The sequence below is a fragment of the Lysobacter sp. H21R4 genome, assembly GCF_015277535.1.
In the GTDB taxonomy this organism is placed as follows: Bacteria; Pseudomonadota; Gammaproteobacteria; order Xanthomonadales; family Xanthomonadaceae; genus Novilysobacter; species Novilysobacter ciconiae.
In genome coordinates this window covers 1,582,389-1,604,641 of sequence record NZ_CP063772.1, presented here as the reverse complement: position 1 = coordinate 1,604,641, position 22,253 = coordinate 1,582,389, and the positions used below count along the sequence as shown (strand labels likewise).

Genomic DNA, 22,253 nt, shown 5'->3' with positions numbered 1-22,253 from the left:
GATCCCAGCAGGTGAGGGCGCGCGCTCAGCGCGGGTCATTCGAAACGCGACTTCGGCAGGCCCAGCCATTCCAGCGCGGTGCCGTGGTACAGGCGCTCCTGCTCCTGTTCCGCCAAGCCGAGGGCATCGATGCCGGCGCCGGGCGACTGCTCACCCAGCGGGAAGGGATAGTCGGTGCCCAGCATCACCCGGTTGACGCCGCAGGTATCGAGGAGGTAGCGCAGCGCGGCATCGTCGGCGACCCAGGAGTCGAAATACAGCCGCCGCAGGTACTCGCGCGGGTTGCGCGGGTTGTCGGTGGCGACCAGATCGGGGCGCATGTTGAAGCCGTGCTCGATGCGGCCGATGGTGTACGGGAAACTGCCGCCGCCGTGGGCCAGGCAGACCTTCAGCTTCGGCAGCCGCTCCAGCACGCCGCCGAACACGAGGCAGCAGGCGGCGCGCGACTGCTCGGCGGGCATGCCCACCAGCCACGGCAACCAGTATTTGGGCATGCTCGCGGTGCCCATCATGTCCCACGGATGCACCAGGATCGCGGCGCCCAGCTCGCTGGCGGCCTGGAAGAACTCGAACAGCTCCGGCGCGTCCAGGTTCCAGTGTTCGTCAGGCGACCTGCCCACATGGCTGCCGATCTGCACGCCCTGCAGGCCGAGCTGGTCCATGCAGCGTTCCAGCTCCTGCACCGCCAGCCGCGGCGACTGCAGCGGCACGGTGCCGATGCCGGCGTAGTGGCGCGGGTAGTCGCGACACGTCGCCGCCATGTGGTCGTTGAGGGCCTGGTGCAGCTCCAGCGCGTGATGCGGCCGTGCCCAGTAGGAGAACATCACCGGCACCGTGCTCAGCACCTGCACCTGCACGCCGAAGCTGGCGTAGTCGTCGATGCGCTCCTGCGGGTCCCAGGTCTTGGACCAGATTTCGCGGAAGAACTTGCCGTCCTTGTAGATCCGGTGACGCCCGTCCTCGGTGTGGTGGATCACCGGAAACCGCAGGTCGCCGTACTTGCGCGCAAGGTCGGGCCAGTTCTGCGGCAGGTAGTGGGCGTGGGTGTCGATCTTGAGCATGGGAGCAGTCTATCCGCCCGGCTCAGGTGTCCGGCATCACGTACTTGTCGGGGGCCGGGTTGAGGTGGCCGCACTGCCCGCAGCTGCGATGTTCGGTGGACGCGTAGAAGCGGTCGAACACCGGCGGCAGGTCGATTTCGATGTCCTGCAGGTGGAAGAACTCCTCGTAGAGCTTGTGGTTGCAGCGCTCGCAGAACCACATCAGGCCGTCGTCCTCGTGCGCCAGCCGGCGGCGCTCGATCACCACCCCGATCGAGCCGGGCATGCGCTGCGGGGAGTGCGGGACACGCGGCGGCAACAGGAACATCTCGCCGGCCCGGATCGGGATGTCGCGCGGCGCCATCACCCCGTCCGCGTTGGCCTCCTGGATGCGCAGGACCATCTCGCCCTCGATCTGGAAGAACCACTCGGGCCCCTCGTCGAAGTGGTAGTCGGTGCGGACGTTCGGCCCGCCGACGACCATGACGATGAAGTCGCCGTCGTAGACCACCTTGTTGCCCACCGGCGGCTTCAGCAGGTGGCGGTGTTCCTCGATCCAGGCCTGCAGGTTCAGGGGATTGGGCAGCATGGTCAGTTCTCCACGACAGCGATGCACTTCAGTTCGATGGCTATCGGCGTGGGCAGGGCATCAACGCCCACCGTGGTCCGGCACGGCGCGCTGCCCGCGTCCGGAAAATGCTCGGCCCACATCGCGTTGAAGGTGGCGAAGTCCGAATCCATCCGGGTCAGGTAGACGGTGACGTCCACCAGGTCCTCCCAGCGCGCGCCGCTGGCGGCGAGTACGGCGCGCACGTTGGCAAAGGTCGCCAGCACCTGGGCGCGGATGTCGTGCGAGACCAGCCCGCCTTCGGCGTCCACCACGTTGCCCGGCACCGAGTTGTCGACCGGGTTGCGCGGGCCGATGCCGGACAGGAACAGCAGTTCGCCGACGCGCCGCGCATGCGGGTAATGGCCCACCGCACGCGGCGCGGCATCCGCCTGCACCCCGGTCGCCATCTCAGCGGTCCTCGCGGTCGGCGTAGATGCGCGCCAGCGCGGCCGAGTGGCGCGCTGGCATGGTGTCGAGGTTGTCCATGTCGATGCCCAGGTCGTGCACCCGGCCGTCGCGCAGGGTGTAGACCCACCCGTGCACCGCGAGCGGCTGGCCGCGCTCCCAGCAATCGCGCACGACCGTGGAATGGCAGACGTTGATGACCTGCTCCAGCACGTTCAGCTCGCACAGACGGTCATGCCGCAACTCCTCGCTGCACAGCTGGCTGAGGAAGGAGGCATGGGTTTCGGCCACGTTGGTGACGTGCCGGATCCAGTTGTCCGACAGGCCCACGCGCTGGTCGGTCAGCGCCGCGTGCACGCCGCCGCAGCCGTAATGGCCGACCACCAGGATGTGCTTGACCTTGAGCACGTCCACGGCGAACTGGATCACCGACAGGCAGTTGAGATCGCTCTGCACGACCACGTTGGCGATGTTGCGGTGGACGAAGACCTCGCCGGGGGCGACGTCGATGATCTGGTTGGCGGGCACGCGCGAGTCGGAGCAGCCGATCCACAGGTATTCCGGCGCCTGCTGGCGCGACAGGCGTTCAAAGAAGGTCGGGTCTTCGGCGCGGATGCGCTCGGCCCATTGGGTGTTCCTGCGCAGCAGTTCGGGGATCGAATTCATCGGGTCTCTAGTCCAGGTGGATGCCGACGTTGCGCACGTCGGTGAAGAATCGCATGGCCTCCAGGCCGCCTTCGCGACCGAGGCCGGATGCACCGCTGCCGCCAAACGGCGTGCGCAGGTCGCGCTGCATCCAAGTGTTGATCCAGACCACCCCGGCGCGCAGTTGCGCGGCCAGGCGGTGGGCGCGGTTGAGGTCGCGCGTCCACAGCGACGCGGCCAGGCCGTAATCGCCGGCGTTGGCCAGCGCCAGCGCGTGCGAATCGTCGTCGAAAGGCTGCAGGGTGACGACCGGGCCGAAGATCTCCTCGCGGTTGGTCGCGCAGTCCGGGCCCAGGCCTTCCAGCACGGTCGGGCCGATGAACCAGCCCGCGCGCTCCAGCGCCTGGCCGCCGCACAGCACCGTCGCGCCTTCGAGGCGCGCGCGGTCGATCGCAGCCGTGACCTTGTCGAAGTGGACCTGCGAGACCAGCGGTCCCAGATTGGTGTCGGCAAGCTGCGGGTCACCGACGCGCAGCGCGCTGGTCCGTTCGACCAGCGCGTCGCGGAATTCGGGGTAGATGCTGCGTTCGATCAGCATGCGCGAACCGCACAGGCAGATCTGGCCGGAGTTCTGGAAGGCGGAGCGCACCAGCAGGTCGAGATTGCTGCGCCAGTCGCTGTCGGCGAACACCAGGGTCGGATTCTTGCCGCCCAACTCGAGCGATGTCCGGCGCAGCAGCGGACCGGTCAATCCGGCGATGCGGCGGCCAACGGTGGTGCTGCCGGTGAAGGTCACCGCCTTGATCTGCGGGTGCGTCACCAGCGGCTCGCCGACCGCGGCTCCGGTGCCGTGGACGATGTTCACCACGCCGGCCGGAAACCCGATCGACGCCGCCAGTTCGGCCAGCATCGTCGCCGTCAGCGGGGTGACTTCCGAGGGCTTGGCGACGACCGTGTTGCCGGCCGCCAGCGCGGGTGCGATCTTCCAGGTCAGCAGGTACAGCGGCAGGTTCCACGGCGTGATCGCCGCGACCACGCCAAGCGGTGGGCGCAGCGTGTAGTTCAGTCCGGCCTGGCCGTGATGGGATTCGCTGGCGAACTGGGTCGCCGCATGGGCGAAGAACCGCAGGTTGCTGACCGCGCGCGGCACTTCGATCTCGCGCGCCAGGCGGATGGGCTTGCCACCGTCGCGGCATTCAGCCGCCGCAAAATCCTCCAGCCGGGCCTCCAGCGCTGTGGCCAGCTTCTCCAGCCACGCGGCGCGCTCCGTGCTGGGCAGGGCCGACCAGTGCGGAAACGCCTCGGACGCGGCCGCTACCGCGCGATCAACGGTTCCGCTGTCGCCGGCCGCGACGCCCGCAAACACCTCGCCTGTGGCGGGATTGGCGACATCGATCCGCGTCTCGGCGTGTTCGGCCTGGCCGTTGATCCAGTGGGGCAGCTGCATCCGGGAAGCTTACCGCTGCGCCGCGGTCACAACGAGCGCGTACGGCCGCCGTCCACCGGCAGGTTGACCCCGGTGATGTAGGCCGCCGCCGGCGAGCACAGGAACGCGATGGCCGCCGCGGTCTCCTCGGGGCGGGCGAACCGGCCCATCGGGATCTCCTCGACCATGTCGCTGTAGACATCGGCGCGGGAGCGGCCGCTGCGCTGCATCGTGGTCTCGATGATCTGGTCGATGCGCGGGGTCTGGGTCGAGCCCGGCAGGACGTTGTTGACGGTGATGCCCCGCGGGGCCAGCTCAGTGGCCAGGGTCTTGGCCCAGCTGGCGACGGCCCAGCGCGTGGTGTTGGACACGCCCAGGCCCTGGATGGGCTCCTTCACCGAGGTCGAGATGACGTTGACGATCCGGCCGTAGCTGTCGCTTTCCATGCCCGGGATCACCGTCTCGGTGACCACATGGTTGGCCAGCAGGTGCTGGCGCAACGCGACCTCGAAGGCGACCACGTCGGTGCCGTGCACGCTGCCCGGCGGCGGGCCGCCGCTGTTGTTGACCAGGATGTGTACTGGTTTACCGGCCACCAGCGCCTGCACCTGTGCCTGGAGCGCGTCGATGTCCTCGGAATCCGCCGCCAGCCAGCCGTGGGACTGTGTTGTCTGCGGTCGCGGCAGTTCCGCCGACAGCTCCAGCAGGAGCTGGCCGCGACGCGCCACCATGGTGACGTCCGCGCCCAGCGTCGCCAGCGCCCGCGCCGTGGCCAGGCCGATGCCCTGTGACGCGCCACGCACCAGGGCGTGGCGACCGGTGAGGTTGAGGTCCATGTCGCTCTCCTGTCAGTGGGCGCGCGGAAGGGTCTGGACCATCAGCGCGCGCAGGCGGTCGTCGTCTTCAGCGTACGGAACCACCAGTTCATCCAGCGCGAAACCGCGGTCGGCGGCGTCCTCGGCGTCCATCCCGTCGAGCGCGGCGAACTCCGCGTCCATCAGCGCCGCCTTGGCGGTGTCGGGGCTGTCGTAGGACAACATGTTGCCGTCACTGTCCAGCACTTCCGCCGTTCCGGCCTCCAGCTCGCGCAGCCGCGCCCAGACGATCGTGCGCCCCAGCGTCGCCAGCCACCACTGGTCATTGTTCATGGCATCACCGTCGCAATCGCGTACAGCACGCCCGAGCTCACCAGCCCGGCAAGGATGGTCAGCAGCGATATCCGCGCCGGCGCTGCCAGTCCGCTCAGGTTGCGGTCGCCGGCGGCGCGGTATCCGCCGCGCATCAGCCACGCCCACGCCGACGGGCTGATGAAGGCGCTGGGGCCGAACTCCGCCAGCAGCTCCGGCTGCCGGTCGCGCATGTGCACCAGTGTCAGCGGCCAGAAGATCACGAACGCCGTCGCGCCGGCGATCGCCGCCGCCAGGCAGAGCAGGGCGAAGAACAGGATCACCGGCGGTCACCTCGTGGCGTTGTCGGCATCAGAATTCCGCCTGGCCCGGCGCGCGCGGGAAGGCGATCGCGTCGCGGATGTTGGTCAGCCCGCAGACGTACACCACCAGCCGCTCGAAGCCCAGACCGAAGCCGGCATGCGGTACGGACCCGTAGCGGCGGAAGTCGCGGTACCACTGGTAGGTCTCCGCATCCAGGCCGAACTGGGCCATGCGCTTGTCCAGCACGTCCAGGCGTTCCTCACGCTGGCTGCCGCCGATGATCTCGCCGATGCCCGGTGCCAGCACGTCCATCGCCGCCACCGTTTTGCCATCGTCGTTCAGGCGCATATAGAACGCCTTGATCTGCTCGGGGTAGTTGGTGACCACCACCGGCCGGCCCACGTGCTGCTCGGTCAGCCAGCGCTCGTGCTCGGTCTGCAGGTCCAGGCCCCATTCGACCGGGAACTCGAACTTGTGCCCGGACTTCTGCAGCAGGCTCACCGCGTCGGTGTAGTCGATCTGCTCGAAGGGCGCGTTGATGAAGCCTTCCAGGCGGGTGATCGCATCCTTCTGCACGCGCTCGGCGATGAAGGCCATGTCGTCGCTCCGCTCGTCCAGCACCGCGCGGAACAGGTACTTCAGGAATTCCTCGGCCACGCGCGCGTCCTCGGCCAGGTCGGCGAAGGCGATTTCCGGCTCCACCATCCAGAACTCGGCCAGGTGGCGGGTGGTGTGGGAGTTCTCGGCGCGGAAGGTCGGCCCGAAGGTGTAGACCTTGCTCAGGGCGAGCGCGTAGGCCTCGGCGTTGAGCTGGCCGGACACGGTCAGGAAGGTCTCCTGGCCGAAGAAGTCGCGGCTGAAGTCCACGCCGCCGGCCTTGTTGCGCGGCGCGTTGGCCATGTCGAGCGTGGACACGCGGAACATCTGGCCGGCACCTTCGGCATCGGAGGTGGTGATGATCGGCGTGCTGATCCAGAAGTAGCCGTCTTCGTGGAAGTAGCGGTGCACCGCCTGGGCCAGGCAGTGGCGGATGCGGGTGACCGCACCGAACAGGTTGGTGCGCGGCCGCAGGTGGGCGACCTCGCGCAGGAACTCCAGCGAGTGCGCCTTGGGTTGGATCGGGTAGGTTTCCGGGTCATCCACCCAGCCCACCACTTCAACGCTCTCGGCGCGGATCTCGAAGCCCTGGCCCTTGCCTTGCGAGGCGACCAGCTCGCCGGTGACGATCACCGAGCAGCCGGCGGTGAGGTGCTTCACCTCGCTGTCGTAGTTGGCCAGCGTATTGGGCGCAACGACCTGGATCGGCGAGAAGCAGGAGCCATCGCTGACATTGACAAAGCTCAGGCCGGCTTTCGAGTCGCGCCGGGTGCGCACCCAGCCGCGGACCGTGATCTCGCCGCCCACCGGCAACTTGCCCGCCAGCGCGTGTTCGATGCTGATAATGGTCATGCTCGCACCGCCGTCATGCCTTGAATCCTTGCCTGTTGGGGCCAATATTGAAAGCGTTGGAGTTTACCGGAGAGCTTGCGTGAACGCCGATCCGGCCCGGTCGCCACTCCCCGGTATCATGGCCCCATCGCAGCAGGAGATTTCATGAGCATCACCCTGACACCCGCCGCGCTGGCACGCGTCCAGCGCTTCCTCGCCGAGAGCCCCGACGCCATCGGCCTTCGCTTCGGTGCCAAGAAAACCGGCTGTTCGGGCTGGCAGCACTTCGCGGACCTCGCCACCGACGAGCGCGCCGGCGACAGCGTGTACGAAGACGGCGGGGTGAAGATCTACGTCGACATGATGAGCCTGCCCCAGGTGGACGGCACCCAGATCGACGTGGTCAAGCATCGCCTCGGCGACCAGTTCATGTTCCGCAACCCCAATGCCAACGCCGAATGCGGCTGCGGCGAGAGCTTCACGACGTCCGCCGACCTGGCCTGATCGTCGCCCCGCTGGTTGCGGTGCCATAAAGCTGCGATAATTCGCGGCTTCCCTCGGCCTTGCCGACGGGAACCTTGCCCCACCGTGCCATATCGGTTCCGGGGGGCTGACCGGTCGCAAGACCGACATCCACAAGGACACCACACATGCGCCATTACGAAATCGTGTTCCTGGTCCATCCCGACCAGAGCGAGCAGGTGCCTGCCATGATCGAGCGCTACAAGGGCGTGATCGAGGCCGGCGAAGGCAAGGTCCACCGTCTGGAGGACTGGGGTCGCCGCCAGCTGGCGTACCCGATCGTCAACCTGGTCAAGGCCCATTACGTACTCATGAACATCGAGTGCAGCCAGACCGTCCTGAACGAGCTGGTCGACAGCTTCCGCTTCAACGACGCGATCCTGCGCCACCTGGTGATCAAGCGCGACGAGGCCGACACCGAGCAGTCGCTGATCATGAAGTTCAAGGACGAGAAGAGCGACAAGCCGGAGCGTTCCGACCGGGGCGAGCGCCGTCGTCGTGACGACGACGATACCGATGGCGACGACAAGTCCGATGACAAGTCCGACGCCGACAAGGACGACGCCGACTCGTCCGACGCCGCCTAATCCGCCTGATCACGCCCCTCCAGGAGCAGCATTCCCATGTCCAAATTTTTCCGCCGCCGCAAGTTCTGCAAGTTCACCGCTGAAGGCGTGAAGGAGATCGATTACAAGGATCTCAACACCCTGCGCCAGAACATCACCGAGACCGGCAAGATCGTTCCCAGCCGCGTCACCGGCACCAAGGCGCGCTACCAGCGCCAGCTGGCCACGGCGATCAAGCGCGCGCGCTACCTCGCCCTGATCCCGTACACCGACAACCACAACGCCTGATCCCGGCGCCTCCGCCAGCGGAGGCAGGGCAAGCGCCCGTTCGGACAGCCACAGTTGCGGGGCCTTTCGCCCCGCTAACGAATACGGAGCAACACCATGCAACTGATCCTCCTCCAAAGCGTGCAGAACCTGGGCCAGCTCGGCGACAAGGTCGACGTCAAGCCCGGCTACGGCCGCAACTACCTGGTGCCGCAGGGCAAGGCCACGCCGGCCACCGCCGCCAACCTGGCCGACTTCGAGGCGCGCCGCGCCGAGTACGAAGCCAGGGCCAAGGAGCAGCACGCCGACGCCGAGAGCCGCCAGGCCAAGCTGGAAGGTGCTGAAGTCACCATCCGCGCCAACGCATCCACCGAAGGCAAGCTGTACGGTTCGGTGACCACCCGCGACGTCGCCGAGGCGCTGACCAAGGCCGGCTACGCGGTCGAGAAGTCCGAGGTGATCATGGGCGAGGGCGCGATCCGCCACACCGGCACCTACGAGGTGGTCATCCACCTGCACGCCGATGTGGAGAGCACCGTTTCGGTGATCGTCGAAGGCGAGCTGGCCTGATCGAGTTCCTGGCCGGGCATGCAGCCCGGCGCTGCAGCTGATCCCCGCGAAGGGCACCGCAAGGTGCCTTTCGCGTATCTGCGATATGTGCCTGCGGTATGTGCCTGCCGTATGTGTCTGCCGTACCGGCTCAACGCATCGCCATCGCAGCTGCTGCGACCCCGCCAGGCCACGCTGCGGGCGTGTTGTCCCGCGCTGTCCACTGCTTATCCACAGACTTGTCTGCAACCCCCGCGCCCGTCCGGCACTAGGATGGGCGCTCGGCCCGCGTCGACCGCGACGCGCGGCCCCTGTCAGGAATTTCCCCTCGATGAGTGCACGTCCCGGCTACCGCGGTGAACACCGCGGCGATTCCCGCTTCGAGAGCCGCGCCGACCAGCGGCTCGACCAGCTGCGCGTGCCCCCCCAGTCGATCGAGGCCGAGCAGGCGGTGCTGGGCGGGCTGATGCTTGCGCCGGAGGCGTACGACATCGTCGGTGACAGCATCGGCGAGCACGACTTCTACCGCCGCGACCATCAGCTGATCTTCCGCGCCATCCGCGAGCTGGCCGAAAAGAGCAAGCCGTTCGACGCGGTCACGCTGGGCGAGTGGTTCGAGTCGATCGGCGAGGGCGAGCAGGTCGCCGGCGGCGCCTACCTGATCGAGCTGGCGAGCACGACGCCCTCGGCTGCCAACATCAAGGCCTACGCCGAGATCGTTCGCGACAAGGCGGTGCTGCGCAAATTGATCGAGGTTGGCACCACGATCGTCAACGACGGCTTCCAGCCCGAGGGGCGCGAGAGCAGCGAGATCCTGTCGGCCGCCGAGCAGCAGGTCTTCGCGATCGCCGAGGCTGGCGCACGCGGGCGCACCGATTTCACCGCGATCAACACCGCGCTGTCGGAAGCCTTCGACGTGCTGCAGACGCGCTACGCGGCGGGCGGTTCTGTCACCGGCCTGTCCACCGGCTACACCGAGCTGGACGAGATGACCGCCGGCCTGCAGCCGACCGACCTGCTGATCCTGGCCGCGCGCCCGGCGATGGGCAAGACCACGCTGGCGCTCAACATCGCCGAATACGCGGCGATCAAGAGCAAGAAGGCGGTCGCAGTGTTCTCGATGGAAATGTCGGCCAGCCAACTCGCCTTGCGCCTGATTTCCTCCAACGGCCGCGTCAACGCCCAGCGCCTGCGCACCGGCCAGCTGGAGGACGAGGACTGGAGCCGGGTCACCAGCGCGATCCGGATGCTGAAGGAATCCAAGATCTTCATCGACGACACGCCCGGCCTGTCGCCCGACTCGCTGCGGGCCAAGGCGCGCCGCCTCAAGCGCGAGCACGACCTGGGCCTGGTGGTGGTCGACTACCTGCAGCTGATGGCAGTGCCGGGCAACACCGAGAACCGTGCGACGGAGATCTCGGAGATTTCCCGCTCGCTGAAGCACCTCGCCAAGGAACTCAACGTCCCGGTGATCGCGCTGTCCCAGCTCAACCGATCGCTGGAGACGCGCACCGACAAGCGCCCGGTGATGGCCGACCTGCGCGAGTCCGGCGCCATCGAGCAGGACGCGGACGTGATCATGTTCATCTACCGCGACGACTACTACAACAAGGAAAACTCGCCCGACAAGGGCCTGGCCGAGATCATCATCGGCAAGCAGCGAAACGGCCCGACCGGATCGATCAAGCTGAAATTCTTCGGCGAGTACACGCGTTTCGATAACCTCTCGCACGACGCGGCGGGCAGCTTCGAATAAGGTCAGTCACCGGCCCGCTTGCGGGCGGTGCAGAGGAAATGCCGACCCCGCTGGATGTGGATGTCGGTGAATCCGGCCTTCCGCAGGCCGCGTCGCATGCCGCCCACGGTCTGGAATGACTCGCAACGCTGGTTGAACGGGAATCGCAGCTGCCTGCCGAGGCAATGGAAGAGCAGCCCGTTGGCCATCACATAGCCGCGAAACACGACATCGCGAAAATCGCCGCCGCGCAGCGATTGAACGAAGTGCGACCACGTCGTTGCAAACGGGTGCAGGGTCAGCCAGACCCGTCCGTCGGGAGCCAGGACCCGCGCGATCTCGTCCAGGGATCGGCCGAGGTCGGAATACGGCAACGCGACGCGCGAAACCGCCAGGTCGAACGCCCCGTGCTGGAAGGGCAGCCGTTCGGCGGTGCCGACGACGAAGTCGATGTGCGCGAACCGCCGGGCTCCGTAGTCCAGGCACTCACGGTCGACGTCCAGGCCCACCAGCCGCCGACCGGGCATGGTGCCGCACGCGGCCAGTGTCTGGCCGATGCCGCAGCCGATGTCCAGCACCGCACGGTCTGCGCCCCGCACGTCCGGCATCGCATGCAGCGGCGACTGGGGATCGAGCGCGATCGCCAGTTCGCGCAGGTGGTAGGCGAGGGCGGACGGATTGGCCATGCGGCGTGCGTTTCCCTTGGGTGGCCGCGGCGGTGAGCGCGCGGCGCCGCATTCCCTCTCTCACGGAGTTCGCGGCGCGGTCCGGACAAACACGCGGTTTCCGGACGGAAACTGAACGCGGTGAGGATCGTCACCCCGTTCATACTTGTGAGTCGGTACCGTTGCCCTGGTATCCATGTCAACCCGACTGAATAGGACGTGCTCATGAAAAATCCGACCAAATACATTCTTGCCGCTGCCGTCATGGGCGCGATGCTCGCCGGTTGTGCCACCACCGGTGGCGGTTACTACGGCGGCCAGGACCCGTACGGCCAGCAGCAGCCGCATGATCCCAACGCTAAGACCAAGCAGGGCGCGGCAATTGGCGCGGTTGCGGGCGTCGTCGCCGGCCTGCTGAGCGGCAGTGACGCCACCGAGCGTCGCCAGCGCGCGCTGGTCGGTGCGGGCGTGGGCGGTCTGGCCGGCGGCGCGATCGGCAACTACCAGGACCGCCAGGAACGCGCGTTGCGCGACCAGATGGCCGGTACCGGCGTGGACATCGTGCGCCAGGGCGACAACATCACCCTGAACATGCCCGACAACATCACCTTCGGTTTTGACAAGAGCGACCTGCAGCCGCAGTTCTACCCGGTGCTGGACAACCTGGCGCGTACCCTGAGCGAGTACAACCAGACCATCATCGAGGTCGCCGGCCACACCGACAGCGTGGGTTCGGATTCCTACAACCAGGCCCTGTCGGTGCGTCGCGCCGAGTCGGTGGGCAACTACCTGATGTCCCGCGGTGTGGTGCGTGACCGGTTCATCATCACTGGCGCGGGCAAGTCGCGCCCGATCGCGAGCAACGACACCGAGTCGGGCCGTGCGATGAACCGCCGCGTGGAGTTGACGCTGGTGCCGCTGCGTTCGTGATCGCATAGCGTTCGGCAGCGTAATGAAACGGGCCCTGCGGGGCCCGTTTCCTGTTGTATGTACGGACAAAGATTGACAGCCCGGCGTGTTGCGGTGCAGCATGAATTGAGCACATTCATGGAATGCCGATGGCCAACACGTTCCAGTCCGCAGGCGATTTCCTGGCCTACGTCGCCGAGCGAAACCCGGGCGAGACCGAGTTCCTGCAAGCGGTCACCGAGGTGGTGGCGAGCATCTGGCCGTTCATTGAAAGCCACCCGAAGTACGTCCGTTACGGGGTCCTGGAGCGGATGGTCGAGCCGGAGCGGACGATCATCTTCCGCGTGCCCTGGGTCGACGACCACGGGCAGGTGCGGGTCAATCGCGGCTATCGGGTCCAGCACAGTCTCGCGCTGGGACCCTACAAGGGCGGCCTGCGTTTCCATCCGTCGGTCAACCTTTCGGTGCTGAAGTTCCTGGCCTTCGAGCAGACCTTCAAGAACGCGCTGACCATGCTGCCGATGGGCGGCGCCAAGGGCGGCTCGGACTTTGATCCCAAGGGCAAGAGTCCCTTCGAGATCATGCGTTTCTGCCAGGCCTTCATTACCGAGCTGTACCGGCATATCGGCGCGAACACCGACATTCCCGCCGGCGACATCGGCGTGGGCAGCCGCGAGATCGGCTACATGGTCGGCATTATGAAAAAGCTCGGCAACCGGGCCGACTGCGTGTTCACCGGCAAGGGCCTCTCGCATGGCGGTTCCCTGATCCGACCGCAGGCCACCGGCTACGGCACCGTGTATTTCGTCGAGGAGATGCTGGCGCGCAAGGGCGCCTCGCTGGACGGCCTGCGCGTCTCGGTGTCGGGCTCGGGCAACGTCGCCCAGTACGCCATCGAGAAGGCGATGGAGCTCGGGGCGAAGGTGGTCACGGTGTCGGATTCCAGCGGCACGGTGATCGACGATGAGGGTTTCACGCCCGACAAGCTGGCCGAACTGATGGACATCAAGAACGAGCAGTACGGCCGCGTCAGCGAATACGCCGAGCGCATCGGTGCGCGCTTCGTGCCCGGCGTGCGCCCCTGGAGCGTGCCGGTGGATGTGGCCCTGCCGTGCGCGACCCAGAACGAGATCAACCACGATGACGCCCAATTGCTGATCCGCAACGGCGTGATCTGCGTGGCGGAAGGCGCGAACATGCCGTCTTCGCTGGAGGCTGCGCGGGCGTTTGAGGGAGCGGGCGTGCTGTATGCGCCGGGCAAGGCGAGCAACGCCGGCGGGGTCGCCACCTCGGGTCTGGAGATGAGCCAGAACGCCGCGCGCCTGTGCTGGTCCGCCGAGGAGGTGGACCTTCGCCTGCACCAGATCATGAAGGGCATCCACGCCGCCTGCGTGGAGCACGGCATGCACAAGGCCGGCAACTTGAGCTATCTGGACGGCGCCAACGTGGCCGGGTTTGTCCGCGTCGCCGATTCGATGCTGGCGCAGGGCGTGGTCTGAGGTCCGGCGAGAACGGCCCCGCCTAGCCGGCGTCGACGTGTTCCTTGCGGAACTTGCCTTCCATCCACTTCAGCACGGTCAACACCAGCAGCGTCAGCACCGTCGCCGAGATCGCCAACAGGTAGTACTGCAACCCGGTCGCAATGCCGATCACCGCCACCATCAGCAAGGAGGCGGCGGTGGTGATGCCGACGACGGCCTTGGACGCGCGGCTGGCGAAGATCGTGCCCGCGCCGATGAATGCCACGCCGGCGATAACCGATTCCACCAGGCGCAGCGGATCCATCCGCAGTTGCTCCGGCGGCAGGACCCCAACAACGTTCGGGTTGTGCAGGGTCATCAGTCCGATCCCGACAAGCAACGCCGCCGCGCCGGCCACCAACATGTGGGTGCGGAAGCCTGCGGGGCGGTTCTTGAGCTCGCGCTCGAAGCCGACCATCCCGCCCAGCACCATCGCGATGGCGGTGCCCATGATCACGTGCAACTGCGCGCTCCAATCCATTTCCGTCTCCAGAACCAAGCCGTCGTTTTTACCATTTGCCGCGCCTGTGCGTGTGTGAAGCCGATCTGTGAAAATATCGTCACTGGACGTGCGGTAGCGTCTCAAAAATTTGACAGGCGATCCTGCGCATCCTGACGCAGGCTCGGGGGGAAGGGAACATGGACGATAATGCCCGGCGCGCCGCATGCGCCGACGACGATGATGTGACCGACAACCACGTGGATCGCCGGCTTCTGCAGGCGTTGTGCGCAGTCCGCGACGGGGATTTCTCCGTCCAGCTTCCGGTCCACTGGGACGGCACGGCGGGCAAGATTGCCGAGTGCTTCAACGCGATCGTCATCCGCAACCGGCATCTGGCCGACGAGCTCGCCCGTGTCGGTACCGCGGTCGGCCGCGACGGCCAGACCGGCAAGCGCCTGGTGATGGGCAACCACGATGGCGCCTGGCAGGGCATGCAGCGCTCGGTGAACGGCCTGATCGACGACCTGGTGCGTCCGATCGAGACGATGACCGAGGCCATGACCGGCGTCGCCAAGGGCGACCTGACCCACACCGTGCCGCTGGAAGCCGACGGCCGCCCGCTGAAGGGCGAGTTCCTGCGCTCGGCGAAGATCGTCAACCGCATGATCGGGCAGATGAGCGAGTTCAGCGCCGAGGTGACCCGTGTCGCCCTGGAGGTGGGCACCGCCGGTCGCCTGGGCGGCCAGGCCAAGGTCAAGGGCGTCTCCGGGGTGTGGAAGGAGCTGACCGATTCGGTCAACCAGCTCGCCTCCAACCTGACCACCCAGGTGCGCAACATCTCCGAGGTCACCATCGCGGTGGCCGACGGCGATCTGTCGCGCAAGATCACCGCCGACGTGCGCGGCGAGATGGCGCAGTTGAAGGAAGCCATCAACGGCATGGTCGACCAGTTGCGCGGATTCGCCTCCGAGGTGACCCGCGTGGCGCGCGAGGTCGGCACCGAAGGCAAGCTGGGCGGCCAGGCCGTGGTGCCCGGCGTCGCCGGTACCTGGAAGGACCTGACCGACTCGGTCAACGCGATGGCGTCCAACCTGACCAGCCAGGTCCGCAACATCGCCGAGGTGACCACCGCGGTGGCCAAGGGCGACCTGTCGCGCAAGATCGGCGTGGACGCGCAGGGCGAGATCCTCGCGCTCAAGAACACTATCAACACCATGGTGGACCAGCTCAACGGCTTTGCCGCGGAAGTGACCCGCGTGGCGCGCGAGGTCGGTACGGAAGGCAAGCTGGGCGGCCAGGCGCAGGTGCCCGATGTCGCCGGTACCTGGAAGGACCTGACCGACCACGTCAACTCGATGGCCTCCAACCTGACCCTGCAGGTGCGCAACATCGCCGAGGTCACCACCGCGGTGGCCAAGGGCGACCTGTCGCGCAAGATCACGGTCGACGTGCGCGGCGAGATGCTGGAGCTGAAGAACACCCTCAACACGATGGTGGACCAGCTCAACAGCTTCGCCGCCGAGGTGACCCGCGTCGCGCGCGAGGTCGGCACCGAAGGCAAGCTGGGCGGCCAGGCCACCGTGCCGGGCGTCGACGGCACCTGGGCCGACCTGACCGACTCGGTCAACGCGATGGCCTCCAACCTGACCAGCCAGGTACGCAACATCGCCGAGGTCACCACCGCGGTGGCCAAGGGCGACCTGTCGCGCAAGATCGCGGTCGATGCCCAGGGCGAGATTTTGCAGCTGAAGGACACCATCAACACGATGGTCGACCAGCTCAACAGCTTCGCCGCCGAGGTTACGCGCGTGGCGCGCGAGGTCGGCACCGAAGGCAAGCTGGGCGGTCAGGCGACCGTGCCCGGCGTGGCGGGGACGTGGGCCGACCTGACCGACAACGTCAACGCGATGGCCTCCAACCTCACCAGCCAGGTGCGCAACATCGCCGAGGTGACCACCGCGGTGGCCAAGGGCGACCTGTCGCGCAAGATCGGCGTGGACGTCAAGGGCGAGATGCTCGAGCTCAAGGACACCATCAACACGATGGTCGACCAGCTCAACAGCTTCGCCGCCGAGGTGACCCGCGTGGCGCGCGAGGTCGGCACCGAAGGCAAGCTGGGCGGCCAGGCGGCCGTGCCCGGCGTGGCCGGCACCTGGAAGGATCTGACCGACAACGTCAACTCGATGGCGTCCAACCTGACCAGCCAGGTGCGCAACATCGCCGAAGTCGCCACCGCGGTCGCCAAGGGCGACCTGTCGCGCAAGATCGGCGTGGATGCGCAGGGCGAGATCCTGCAGCTCAAGGACACCCTCAACACGATGGTGGACCAGCTCAACAGCTTCGCCGCCGAGGTGACGCGCGTCGCGCGTGAGGTGGGTACCGAGGGCAAGCTGGGCGGGCAGGCGAGGGTGCCCGGCGTGGCCGGCACCTGGGCCAACCTGACCGACAACGTCAACTCGATGGCCACCAACCTCACCACCCAGGTGCGCGGCATCGCCCAGGTGGTGACCGCGGTCGCCACCGGCGACCTGAGCAAGAAGCTCACCGTGGAGGCGAAGGGCGAGATCGCCGAGCTGGCCGACACGATCAACTCGATGACCGACACGCTGGCGATCTTCGCCGACCAGGTGACCACGGTCGCGCGCGAGGTCGGCGTGGAAGGCCGGCTGGGCGGCCAGGCCAAGGTGCCCGGCACCGCGGGCATCTGGGAGAACCTCACCGGCAACGTCAACCAGCTGGCGGCCAACCTGACCACTCAGGTGCGCGCCATCGCCGAGGTGGCGACCGCGGTGACCCAGGGCGACCTGACCCGCTCGATCCAGGTCGATGTGAGCGGCGAGCTCGCCGACCTGAAGGACAACATCAACGCCATGATCGGCACCCTGCGCGCGACCACCGAGAGCGGTCGCGAGCAGGACTGGCTGAAGACCAACATGGCGACCTTCAGCGGCATGATGCAGGGCCAGCGCGACCTGATCACGCTGGGCAACATGCTGCTTTCCGAGCTTGCGCCGCTGATCAACGCCCACAAGGGGCTGATGTACGTCGTGGAGGACGACGAGGCCGGCGGCAAGCGCCGGTTGCGCCAGCTGGCCGGCTACGCCAGCCGCTCCTCCGCCGAGGCCAGGACGGTCATCGAGTTCGGCGAAGGCCTGGTCGGCCAGTGCGCCGCGCAGGGCCGGATGATCGTGATCGATTCGGTCGAGCCGGGCACCCTGCAGATCCGCACCGGGCTGCTCGACCTGGTGCCGCGCAGCGTGATCGTCCTGCCGGTGCTGTTCGAGGACCAGGTCAAGGCGGTCATCGAACTGGCCTCGCTGTCGGAATTCACCGTCTCCCACCGGGCTTTCCTCGACCAGCTCTCGCGCAGCATCGGCATCGTCCTCAACACCATCGAGGCGACCATGCGCACCGAGCGCCTGCTGGCGCAGTCGCAGCAGCTGGCCGGCGAACTGCAGGCCCAGCAGAAGACCCTGCGCCAGACCAACGAGGACATCGCGCTCAAGGCCGCGCTGCTGGCGGAGCAGAAGAACGAGGTCGAAGGCAAGAACCTGCAGATCGAGCACGCCCGCCGTGCCCTGGAGGAAAAAGCCGCCGAGCTCGCGCTGACCTCGCGTTACAAGTCCGAATTCCTGGCCAACATGTCGCACGAGCTGCGCACGCCGCTGAACTCGATCCTGATCCTGGGCCAGCAGTTGGCCGAGAACGTCGAGACCAACCTGACCCCGCGCCAGGTCGAGTTCGCCACCACGATCCACGCCGCCGGCACCGACCTGCTGAACCTGATCAGCGACATCCTGGACCTGTCCAAGATCGAATCGGGCACGGTGACGGTCGACAACGAAGAGATGAGCTTCCGCCACCTGCGCGAGAACATGGAGCGGACGTTCCGCCACGAGGCCGAGCGGCGCAAGCTGGAGTTCTCGGTCGAGTTCGAGCCCGCGCTGGGCCGAGCGCTGGACACCGATCCCAAGCGCCTGCAGCAGATCCTCAAGAATCTGCTGTCGAATGCGTTCAAGTTCACCGCCAACGGCAGCGTTCGCCTGATCGGGCGTGCGGCCGAGGACGGCTGGACCCCCGGGCACGCCGTGCTGGACGCGGCGCCGACAGTGGTCGCCTTTGACGTCACCGACACCGGCATCGGCATATCGGCTGACAAGCAGCGCATCGTGTTCGAGGCGTTCCAGCAGGCCGACGCCGGCACCTCGCGCCAGTACGGCGGCACCGGGCTGGGTCTGGCGATCAGCCGGGAGATCGCCGGCCTGCTGGGCGGTGAACTGCGTCTGCGAAGCGAGGCGGGCGCCGGCAGTACCTTCACCCTGTACCTGCCGCTGTCATACGCCGGCGCCGACGGCACCCAGGAAGCGCGCGCCGCGGCGGCCCACGACCGGGCCCGGCAGGCCTTCCCGCGCCTGCCGCAGGAGCTTGCGGAGACGGCGGTCGAGACGGTCGATGACGATCGCGATGTGTGCGTCGACGGCGAGCCGCTGTTGCTGCTGGTCGAAGACGACCCGCGCTACGCCACCGTGCTGCGCGACCTGGCCCGCTCGCGCGGGTTCCGGGTGATCGTCGCCAACCGCGGCAGCGAAGCCCTGCGGCTGGTGCGCGAATACCGGCCCACCGCGATCTCGCTCGACATCCTGCTGCCCGACATGCTCGGCTGGACCGTGCTGGCGCGCCTGAAGCAGGACTCGGCGACCCGGCACATCCCGGTGCAGATCGTCACCATCGAGGAGGAGCGCCACCAGAGCATCGAACGCGGCGCCTTCGCCTACCTTGCCAAGCCGGCGACCACCCAGACCATCGGCGCGGCCATGCAGCGCATCAAGGAATACAGCGAGCCGCGTGTGAAGCGGCTGCTGGTGGTGGAGGACAACGCCGCCGAGCGCATGAGCATCAAGGAGCTGATCAGCCACGACGACATCGACATCGATACCGTCGGTACCGGCGAGGAGGCGTTGCGGCTGATGAGGGAGGGGCGCTACGACTGCGTGGTGCTGGACCTGCGCCTGCCCGACATGACCGGCTTCGAGCTGCTCGACAGCATCCAGGCCGAGTCGGAGCTGCGCGACGTGCCGGTGGTCGTGTTCACCGGCAAGGATCTCACCGCCGACGACGACCGCCGCCTGCGCAAGGTCGCCAAGAGCGTGGTGATCAAGGACGTGGAATCGCCCGAGCGCCTGCTCGATGAGACCGCCCTGTTCCTGCACCGCGTCATCGCCGACCTTCCCGAGGCCAAGCAGCGCATGGTCGAGAGCCTCCACACGTCAAACGATTCCCTGCGCGACAAGCGCGTGCTGGTGGTCGACGACGACGTGCGCAACATCTTCGCGATGTCCAGCATGCTGGAGCGCCACGGAATGGACGTGGTGACTGCCGGCAACGGCGCCGAGGCGATCGAGAAGGTGCTTGCCGACGACACCATCGCCCTGGTGCTGATGGACATCATGATGCCGGGAATGGATGGCTACCAGACGATGCGGGCCATCCGCGAGCGCCCTGATCTGCGCGCGTTGCCGATCATCGCCGTGACCGCCAAAGCGATGAAGGGCGACCGCGAGAAATGCCTGGAGGTCGGCGCGTCCGACTACCTGGCCAAGCCGGTCGTGACCGACCAGTTGCTTGGCGTCCTGCGCCAATGGCTGCACCGGTGAGCGTCCCCTGCGAAGCCGCGGCCACCAGCGCGCCGGTCAAGATCCTGCTGGTCGATGACCAGCCCGGCAGGCTGCTGACCTACCGCGCGATCCTGGAGCCACTGGGCGAGGAACTGGTCGATGCCCGCTCCGGTGTCGAAGCTCTGGGCCGCCTGATGGAGGACGACTACGCGTTGATCCTGCTGGACGTCAACATGCCCGGGATGGACGGGTTTGAGACTGCCAGCATGATCCACCAGCACCCGCGTTTCGAGAAAACCCCGATTATTTTCGTCACCGCGGTGAATGTCACCGACATGGATCGGCTGCGCGGCTACAAGCTGGGCGCGGTGGACTACGTGATGGTGCCGGTGATCCCGGAGATCCTGCGCAGCAAGGTCGTGGTGCTGGCCGAATTGCATCGCAAGCGGCTGGAGCTGGAAGCCACCAACGCCCAGCTCGAATCGGCCAACCTGGCCCTGCAGACCGAGAAGGCGCGCGAGCTTGCGGTGCTGAACGAATCGCTGCGCAGTGCCAACGCGACCCTGGAGATCCAGAACAGCGTGCTGCAGGACGAGGTCGCCGAGCGCGGCCGCATCGAGCAGTTGCTCAGGGAAGTGGGGCGGCGCAAGGACGAGTTCCTGGCGACGCTGGCGCACGAGCTGCGCAACCCGCTGGCACCGCTGCAGAACGCGCTGGCCGTGCTGCGCATGTCCACCCCGGTGGACGGCGAGCTGTTGGCACTGATGGAGCGGCAGCTGGCGCTGATGGTGCGACTGATCGATGACCTGCTCGACATTGCCCGGATCAGCCAGGCTAAGCTCACCCTGCGCAAGGACGCGACATCGCTGCGCGAGATCGTGGAATGCGCCGTCGAGACCGCGCGTCCGTTGATCGAACAGGGCGGGCACGCGCTGGTGGTGGACCTGCCCGAGCAGGCCGTGCCGCTGGTCGCCGACCAGGCGCGGTTGTCGCAGGTGTTCGCCAACCTGCTCAACAACGCGGCCAAGTATTCCGAACCCGACGGCCGCATCGAGCTGCGCGCGCGCGTGCTCGGCGACCGCGCGCAGGTGGAGGTCCGTGACTCCGGGATTGGTCTGGAAGCCGGCGAGGTGGAACGCATCTTCGAGATGTTCTCGCAGGTGGAGACCGCGGTCGACCGGACCCACGGTGGACTCGGCATCGGCCTGACGCTGGTGCGCCGGCTGGCGGAGCTGCACGGCGGCGAGGTGTCTGTCTCCAGTGCGGGCATCGGCCGCGGCGCCACCTTCACGGTCACGCTCCCCCTGCTGGCGCCGGCGTCCGTCGAGGAGCCGGTGACCATGCCGCTGCCGGAGTCGGTCGGCAACGTGGCTCGGCGCGTGCTGGTGGTCGACGACAACCGCGACGCGGCCGACACGCTGGCGATGATGGTGCAGCTGCTCGGCCACGACGTGCGACGCCTGTACGACCCGCACGCGGTGGTCGCCGAAGTGCAGGCGTTCCGCCCGGAACTCGTCTTCCTGGATGTCGGCATGCCCGGCCTGAGCGGCTACGACCTGGCACCGCAGCTGCGCGGGTTGCCGGGCGTGCCCGAGCCGACGATCGTCGCGGTGACCGGTTGGGGCCAGCCCGAGGACCGGCGGCGCACGCATCACGCTGGCTTTGACGAGCACCTGGTCAAGCCCCCATTGCTGGAAGCCATCGAGCGGCTGTGCAGCGCGCCACCGCGCGCCTGCCGTGTCGGAGGACCCGCCAATGGCTGAGCCTTCCAAGTACGATCCCCCGCTGACCACGGAAGACGGGGACTTCAGCGCTTCCGACCTGCTGCTGGACCGCTTGGCGCACGACCTGCGCGGACCGCTCTCGCCGCTGCAGACCGCGACCTACCTGCTCCGTCGTCCCGAGCTGGAAGCGGCGCAACGCGATGAGCTGCTGTCCATCATCGACCGCCAGACCACGCGCCTGAGCACCATGGTGCAGGAGGTATCGGACTGGATGCGCGCGCGCCGCTCACGCCTGGTCGGGCGAACGGTGCCGGTCGCACCGGCGCTGGTCGTGGACCTGGCCGCCGCGTCCTCCGGCCCCGCCGTGGACATCACCGTGGACACCGCGCTGGAGGAGGTGGCCATCGACGGCGATGCCCAGCGGCTGGTGCAGATGCTCGCCACCCTGTTCGCCTTCATGCAGGCCCGCGACCCGAACGGCACGGTTTCGCTACGCGCGCATGCCCACGGGGATGAGGTGGTGCTGGAGATCGCAACGCCCGCTGCCCGCTGGGCCGCCGGTGAGCGCGTAGGGCTGTTCGCCATTGCCGAGGCCGCGCCGTTCGATGAAGGGCTGGGCATGCGCCTGTTGATCGCGCGCGAAATCGCGATCGCCCACGGCGGCGAGATCCAGGCGGCGGACACAGCCCAAGGCAACGCCCTGATCCGGGTGCGGCTGCCAACCGCGCCAGCGGAGGTCGAAGGCTAGCGCGCCG

At 67.4% G+C, this 22,253-nt stretch carries 21 protein-coding genes; 10 read left to right on the top strand and 11 right to left on the bottom strand.

All coding sequences use genetic code 11. The features are described from left to right. Nucleotides 1–35: 35 nt before the first annotated feature. From INQ40_RS07325 to asnS, 9 genes are read right to left on the bottom strand one after another with little or no spacing between them, the layout of a single operon-like run. Complete coding sequence (locus tag INQ40_RS07325; RefSeq protein ID WP_194339859.1) at nucleotides 36–1,061, bottom strand: amidohydrolase family protein; 1,026 nt, start codon at nucleotides 1,059–1,061, stop codon at nucleotides 36–38. A 22-nt stretch (nucleotides 1,062–1,083) separates the two neighbouring features. Beyond that, nucleotides 1,084–1,629, bottom strand: coding sequence for a 3-hydroxyanthranilate 3,4-dioxygenase (locus tag INQ40_RS07320; protein ID WP_194339857.1), 546 nt, complete (start codon nucleotides 1,627–1,629; stop codon nucleotides 1,084–1,086). A gap of 2 nt (nucleotides 1,630–1,631) precedes the next feature. Then, nucleotides 1,632–2,057, bottom strand: a complete 426-nt coding sequence (locus INQ40_RS07315; protein ID WP_194339855.1) for a RidA family protein — start codon at nucleotides 2,055–2,057, stop codon at nucleotides 1,632–1,634. Nucleotide 2,058: 1 nt separating this feature from the next. Next, nucleotides 2,059–2,721, bottom strand: coding sequence for a carbonate dehydratase (gene can, locus INQ40_RS07310; protein ID WP_193983378.1), 663 nt, complete (start codon nucleotides 2,719–2,721; stop codon nucleotides 2,059–2,061). A 7-nt stretch (nucleotides 2,722–2,728) separates the two neighbouring features. Further along, a complete protein-coding gene (locus INQ40_RS07305; RefSeq protein WP_194339853.1) occupies nucleotides 2,729–4,147 on the bottom strand; it encodes an aldehyde dehydrogenase in 1,419 nt (472 codons plus the stop codon). A gap of 26 nt (nucleotides 4,148–4,173) precedes the next feature. Further along, a complete protein-coding gene (locus INQ40_RS07300; RefSeq protein ID WP_194339851.1) occupies nucleotides 4,174–4,962 on the bottom strand; it encodes an SDR family oxidoreductase in 789 nt (262 codons plus the stop codon). A gap of 12 nt (nucleotides 4,963–4,974) precedes the next feature. Continuing rightward, complete coding sequence (locus INQ40_RS07295) at nucleotides 4,975–5,274, bottom strand: hypothetical protein (RefSeq protein ID WP_194339849.1); 300 nt, start codon at nucleotides 5,272–5,274, stop codon at nucleotides 4,975–4,977. Then, on the bottom strand, nucleotides 5,271–5,576 hold the full coding sequence (locus INQ40_RS07290) for a hypothetical protein (RefSeq protein ID WP_193983370.1): 306 nt from the start codon (nucleotides 5,574–5,576) through the stop codon (nucleotides 5,271–5,273). The genes INQ40_RS07295 and INQ40_RS07290 overlap by 4 nt, the downstream gene beginning before the upstream one ends. A 28-nt stretch (nucleotides 5,577–5,604) precedes the next feature. Next, complete coding sequence (asnS, locus tag INQ40_RS07285; RefSeq protein WP_194339847.1) at nucleotides 5,605–7,005, bottom strand: asparagine--tRNA ligase; 1,401 nt, start codon at nucleotides 7,003–7,005, stop codon at nucleotides 5,605–5,607. A gap of 144 nt (nucleotides 7,006–7,149) precedes the next feature. On the opposite strand from asnS, the gene INQ40_RS07280 reads away from it, so the two are divergent. The 5 genes from INQ40_RS07280 (at nucleotide 7,150) to INQ40_RS07260 (ending at nucleotide 10,644) form a co-directional block, all read left to right on the top strand. Further along, nucleotides 7,150–7,488 (top strand): iron-sulfur cluster assembly accessory protein, encoded by a 339-nt coding sequence (locus INQ40_RS07280; RefSeq protein ID WP_194339845.1) that lies wholly within the window; start codon nucleotides 7,150–7,152, stop codon nucleotides 7,486–7,488. A 146-nt stretch (nucleotides 7,489–7,634) separates the two neighbouring features. Then, a complete protein-coding gene (gene rpsF / locus INQ40_RS07275; protein WP_193983364.1) occupies nucleotides 7,635–8,093 on the top strand; it encodes a 30S ribosomal protein S6 in 459 nt (152 codons plus the stop codon). Nucleotides 8,094–8,129: 36 nt separating this feature from the next. Continuing rightward, the gene (gene rpsR / locus INQ40_RS07270; RefSeq protein ID WP_043959664.1) at nucleotides 8,130–8,360 is read left to right on the top strand and encodes a 30S ribosomal protein S18; all 231 of its coding nucleotides are present in this window, start codon (nucleotides 8,130–8,132) and stop codon (nucleotides 8,358–8,360) included. A 96-nt stretch (nucleotides 8,361–8,456) separates the two neighbouring features. Continuing rightward, the gene (rplI, locus tag INQ40_RS07265) at nucleotides 8,457–8,909 is read left to right on the top strand and encodes a 50S ribosomal protein L9 (RefSeq protein ID WP_194339844.1); all 453 of its coding nucleotides are present in this window, start codon (nucleotides 8,457–8,459) and stop codon (nucleotides 8,907–8,909) included. A gap of 310 nt (nucleotides 8,910–9,219) precedes the next feature. Beyond that, nucleotides 9,220–10,644 (top strand): replicative DNA helicase, encoded by a 1,425-nt coding sequence (locus INQ40_RS07260; protein ID WP_193983360.1) that lies wholly within the window; start codon nucleotides 9,220–9,222, stop codon nucleotides 10,642–10,644. Between the two features lie 2 nt (nucleotides 10,645–10,646). Here the strand turns inward: INQ40_RS07260 and INQ40_RS07255 are convergent, their stop codons facing one another. Then, nucleotides 10,647–11,309, bottom strand: coding sequence for a class I SAM-dependent methyltransferase (locus INQ40_RS07255; protein WP_194339843.1), 663 nt, complete (start codon nucleotides 11,307–11,309; stop codon nucleotides 10,647–10,649). Nucleotides 11,310–11,513: 204 nt separating this feature from the next. On the opposite strand from INQ40_RS07255, the gene INQ40_RS13150 reads away from it, so the two are divergent. Further along, a complete protein-coding gene (locus tag INQ40_RS13150; RefSeq protein ID WP_193983356.1) occupies nucleotides 11,514–12,218 on the top strand; it encodes an OmpA family protein in 705 nt (234 codons plus the stop codon). A 128-nt stretch (nucleotides 12,219–12,346) separates the two neighbouring features. Continuing rightward, nucleotides 12,347–13,696 (top strand): NADP-specific glutamate dehydrogenase, encoded by a 1,350-nt coding sequence (gdhA, locus tag INQ40_RS07245; protein ID WP_194339842.1) that lies wholly within the window; start codon nucleotides 12,347–12,349, stop codon nucleotides 13,694–13,696. 22 nt (nucleotides 13,697–13,718) lie between these two features. On the opposite strand, the gene INQ40_RS07240 is transcribed toward gdhA, so the two are convergent. Beyond that, a complete protein-coding gene (locus INQ40_RS07240) occupies nucleotides 13,719–14,198 on the bottom strand; it encodes an MgtC/SapB family protein (RefSeq protein WP_194339841.1) in 480 nt (159 codons plus the stop codon). 158 nt (nucleotides 14,199–14,356) lie between these two features. Between INQ40_RS07240 and INQ40_RS07235 the strand changes: the two genes are divergently transcribed. The 3 genes from INQ40_RS07235 to INQ40_RS07225 are packed head-to-tail and all read left to right on the top strand — an operon-like array spanning nucleotide 14,357 to nucleotide 22,246. Further along, complete coding sequence (locus INQ40_RS07235) at nucleotides 14,357–19,813, top strand: HAMP domain-containing protein (RefSeq protein ID WP_194339839.1); 5,457 nt, start codon at nucleotides 14,357–14,359, stop codon at nucleotides 19,811–19,813. After that, a complete protein-coding gene (locus INQ40_RS07230; protein ID WP_194339837.1) occupies nucleotides 19,810–21,537 on the top strand; it encodes a response regulator in 1,728 nt (575 codons plus the stop codon). Before INQ40_RS07235 ends, INQ40_RS07230 begins: the two co-directional genes overlap by 4 nt. Further along, nucleotides 21,530–22,246: a HAMP domain-containing sensor histidine kinase gene (locus INQ40_RS07225; RefSeq protein WP_194339835.1), complete on the top strand. Its 717-nt coding sequence runs from the start codon at nucleotides 21,530–21,532 to the stop codon at nucleotides 22,244–22,246. Before INQ40_RS07230 ends, INQ40_RS07225 begins: the two co-directional genes overlap by 8 nt. Nucleotides 22,247–22,253 lie beyond the last annotated feature (7 nt).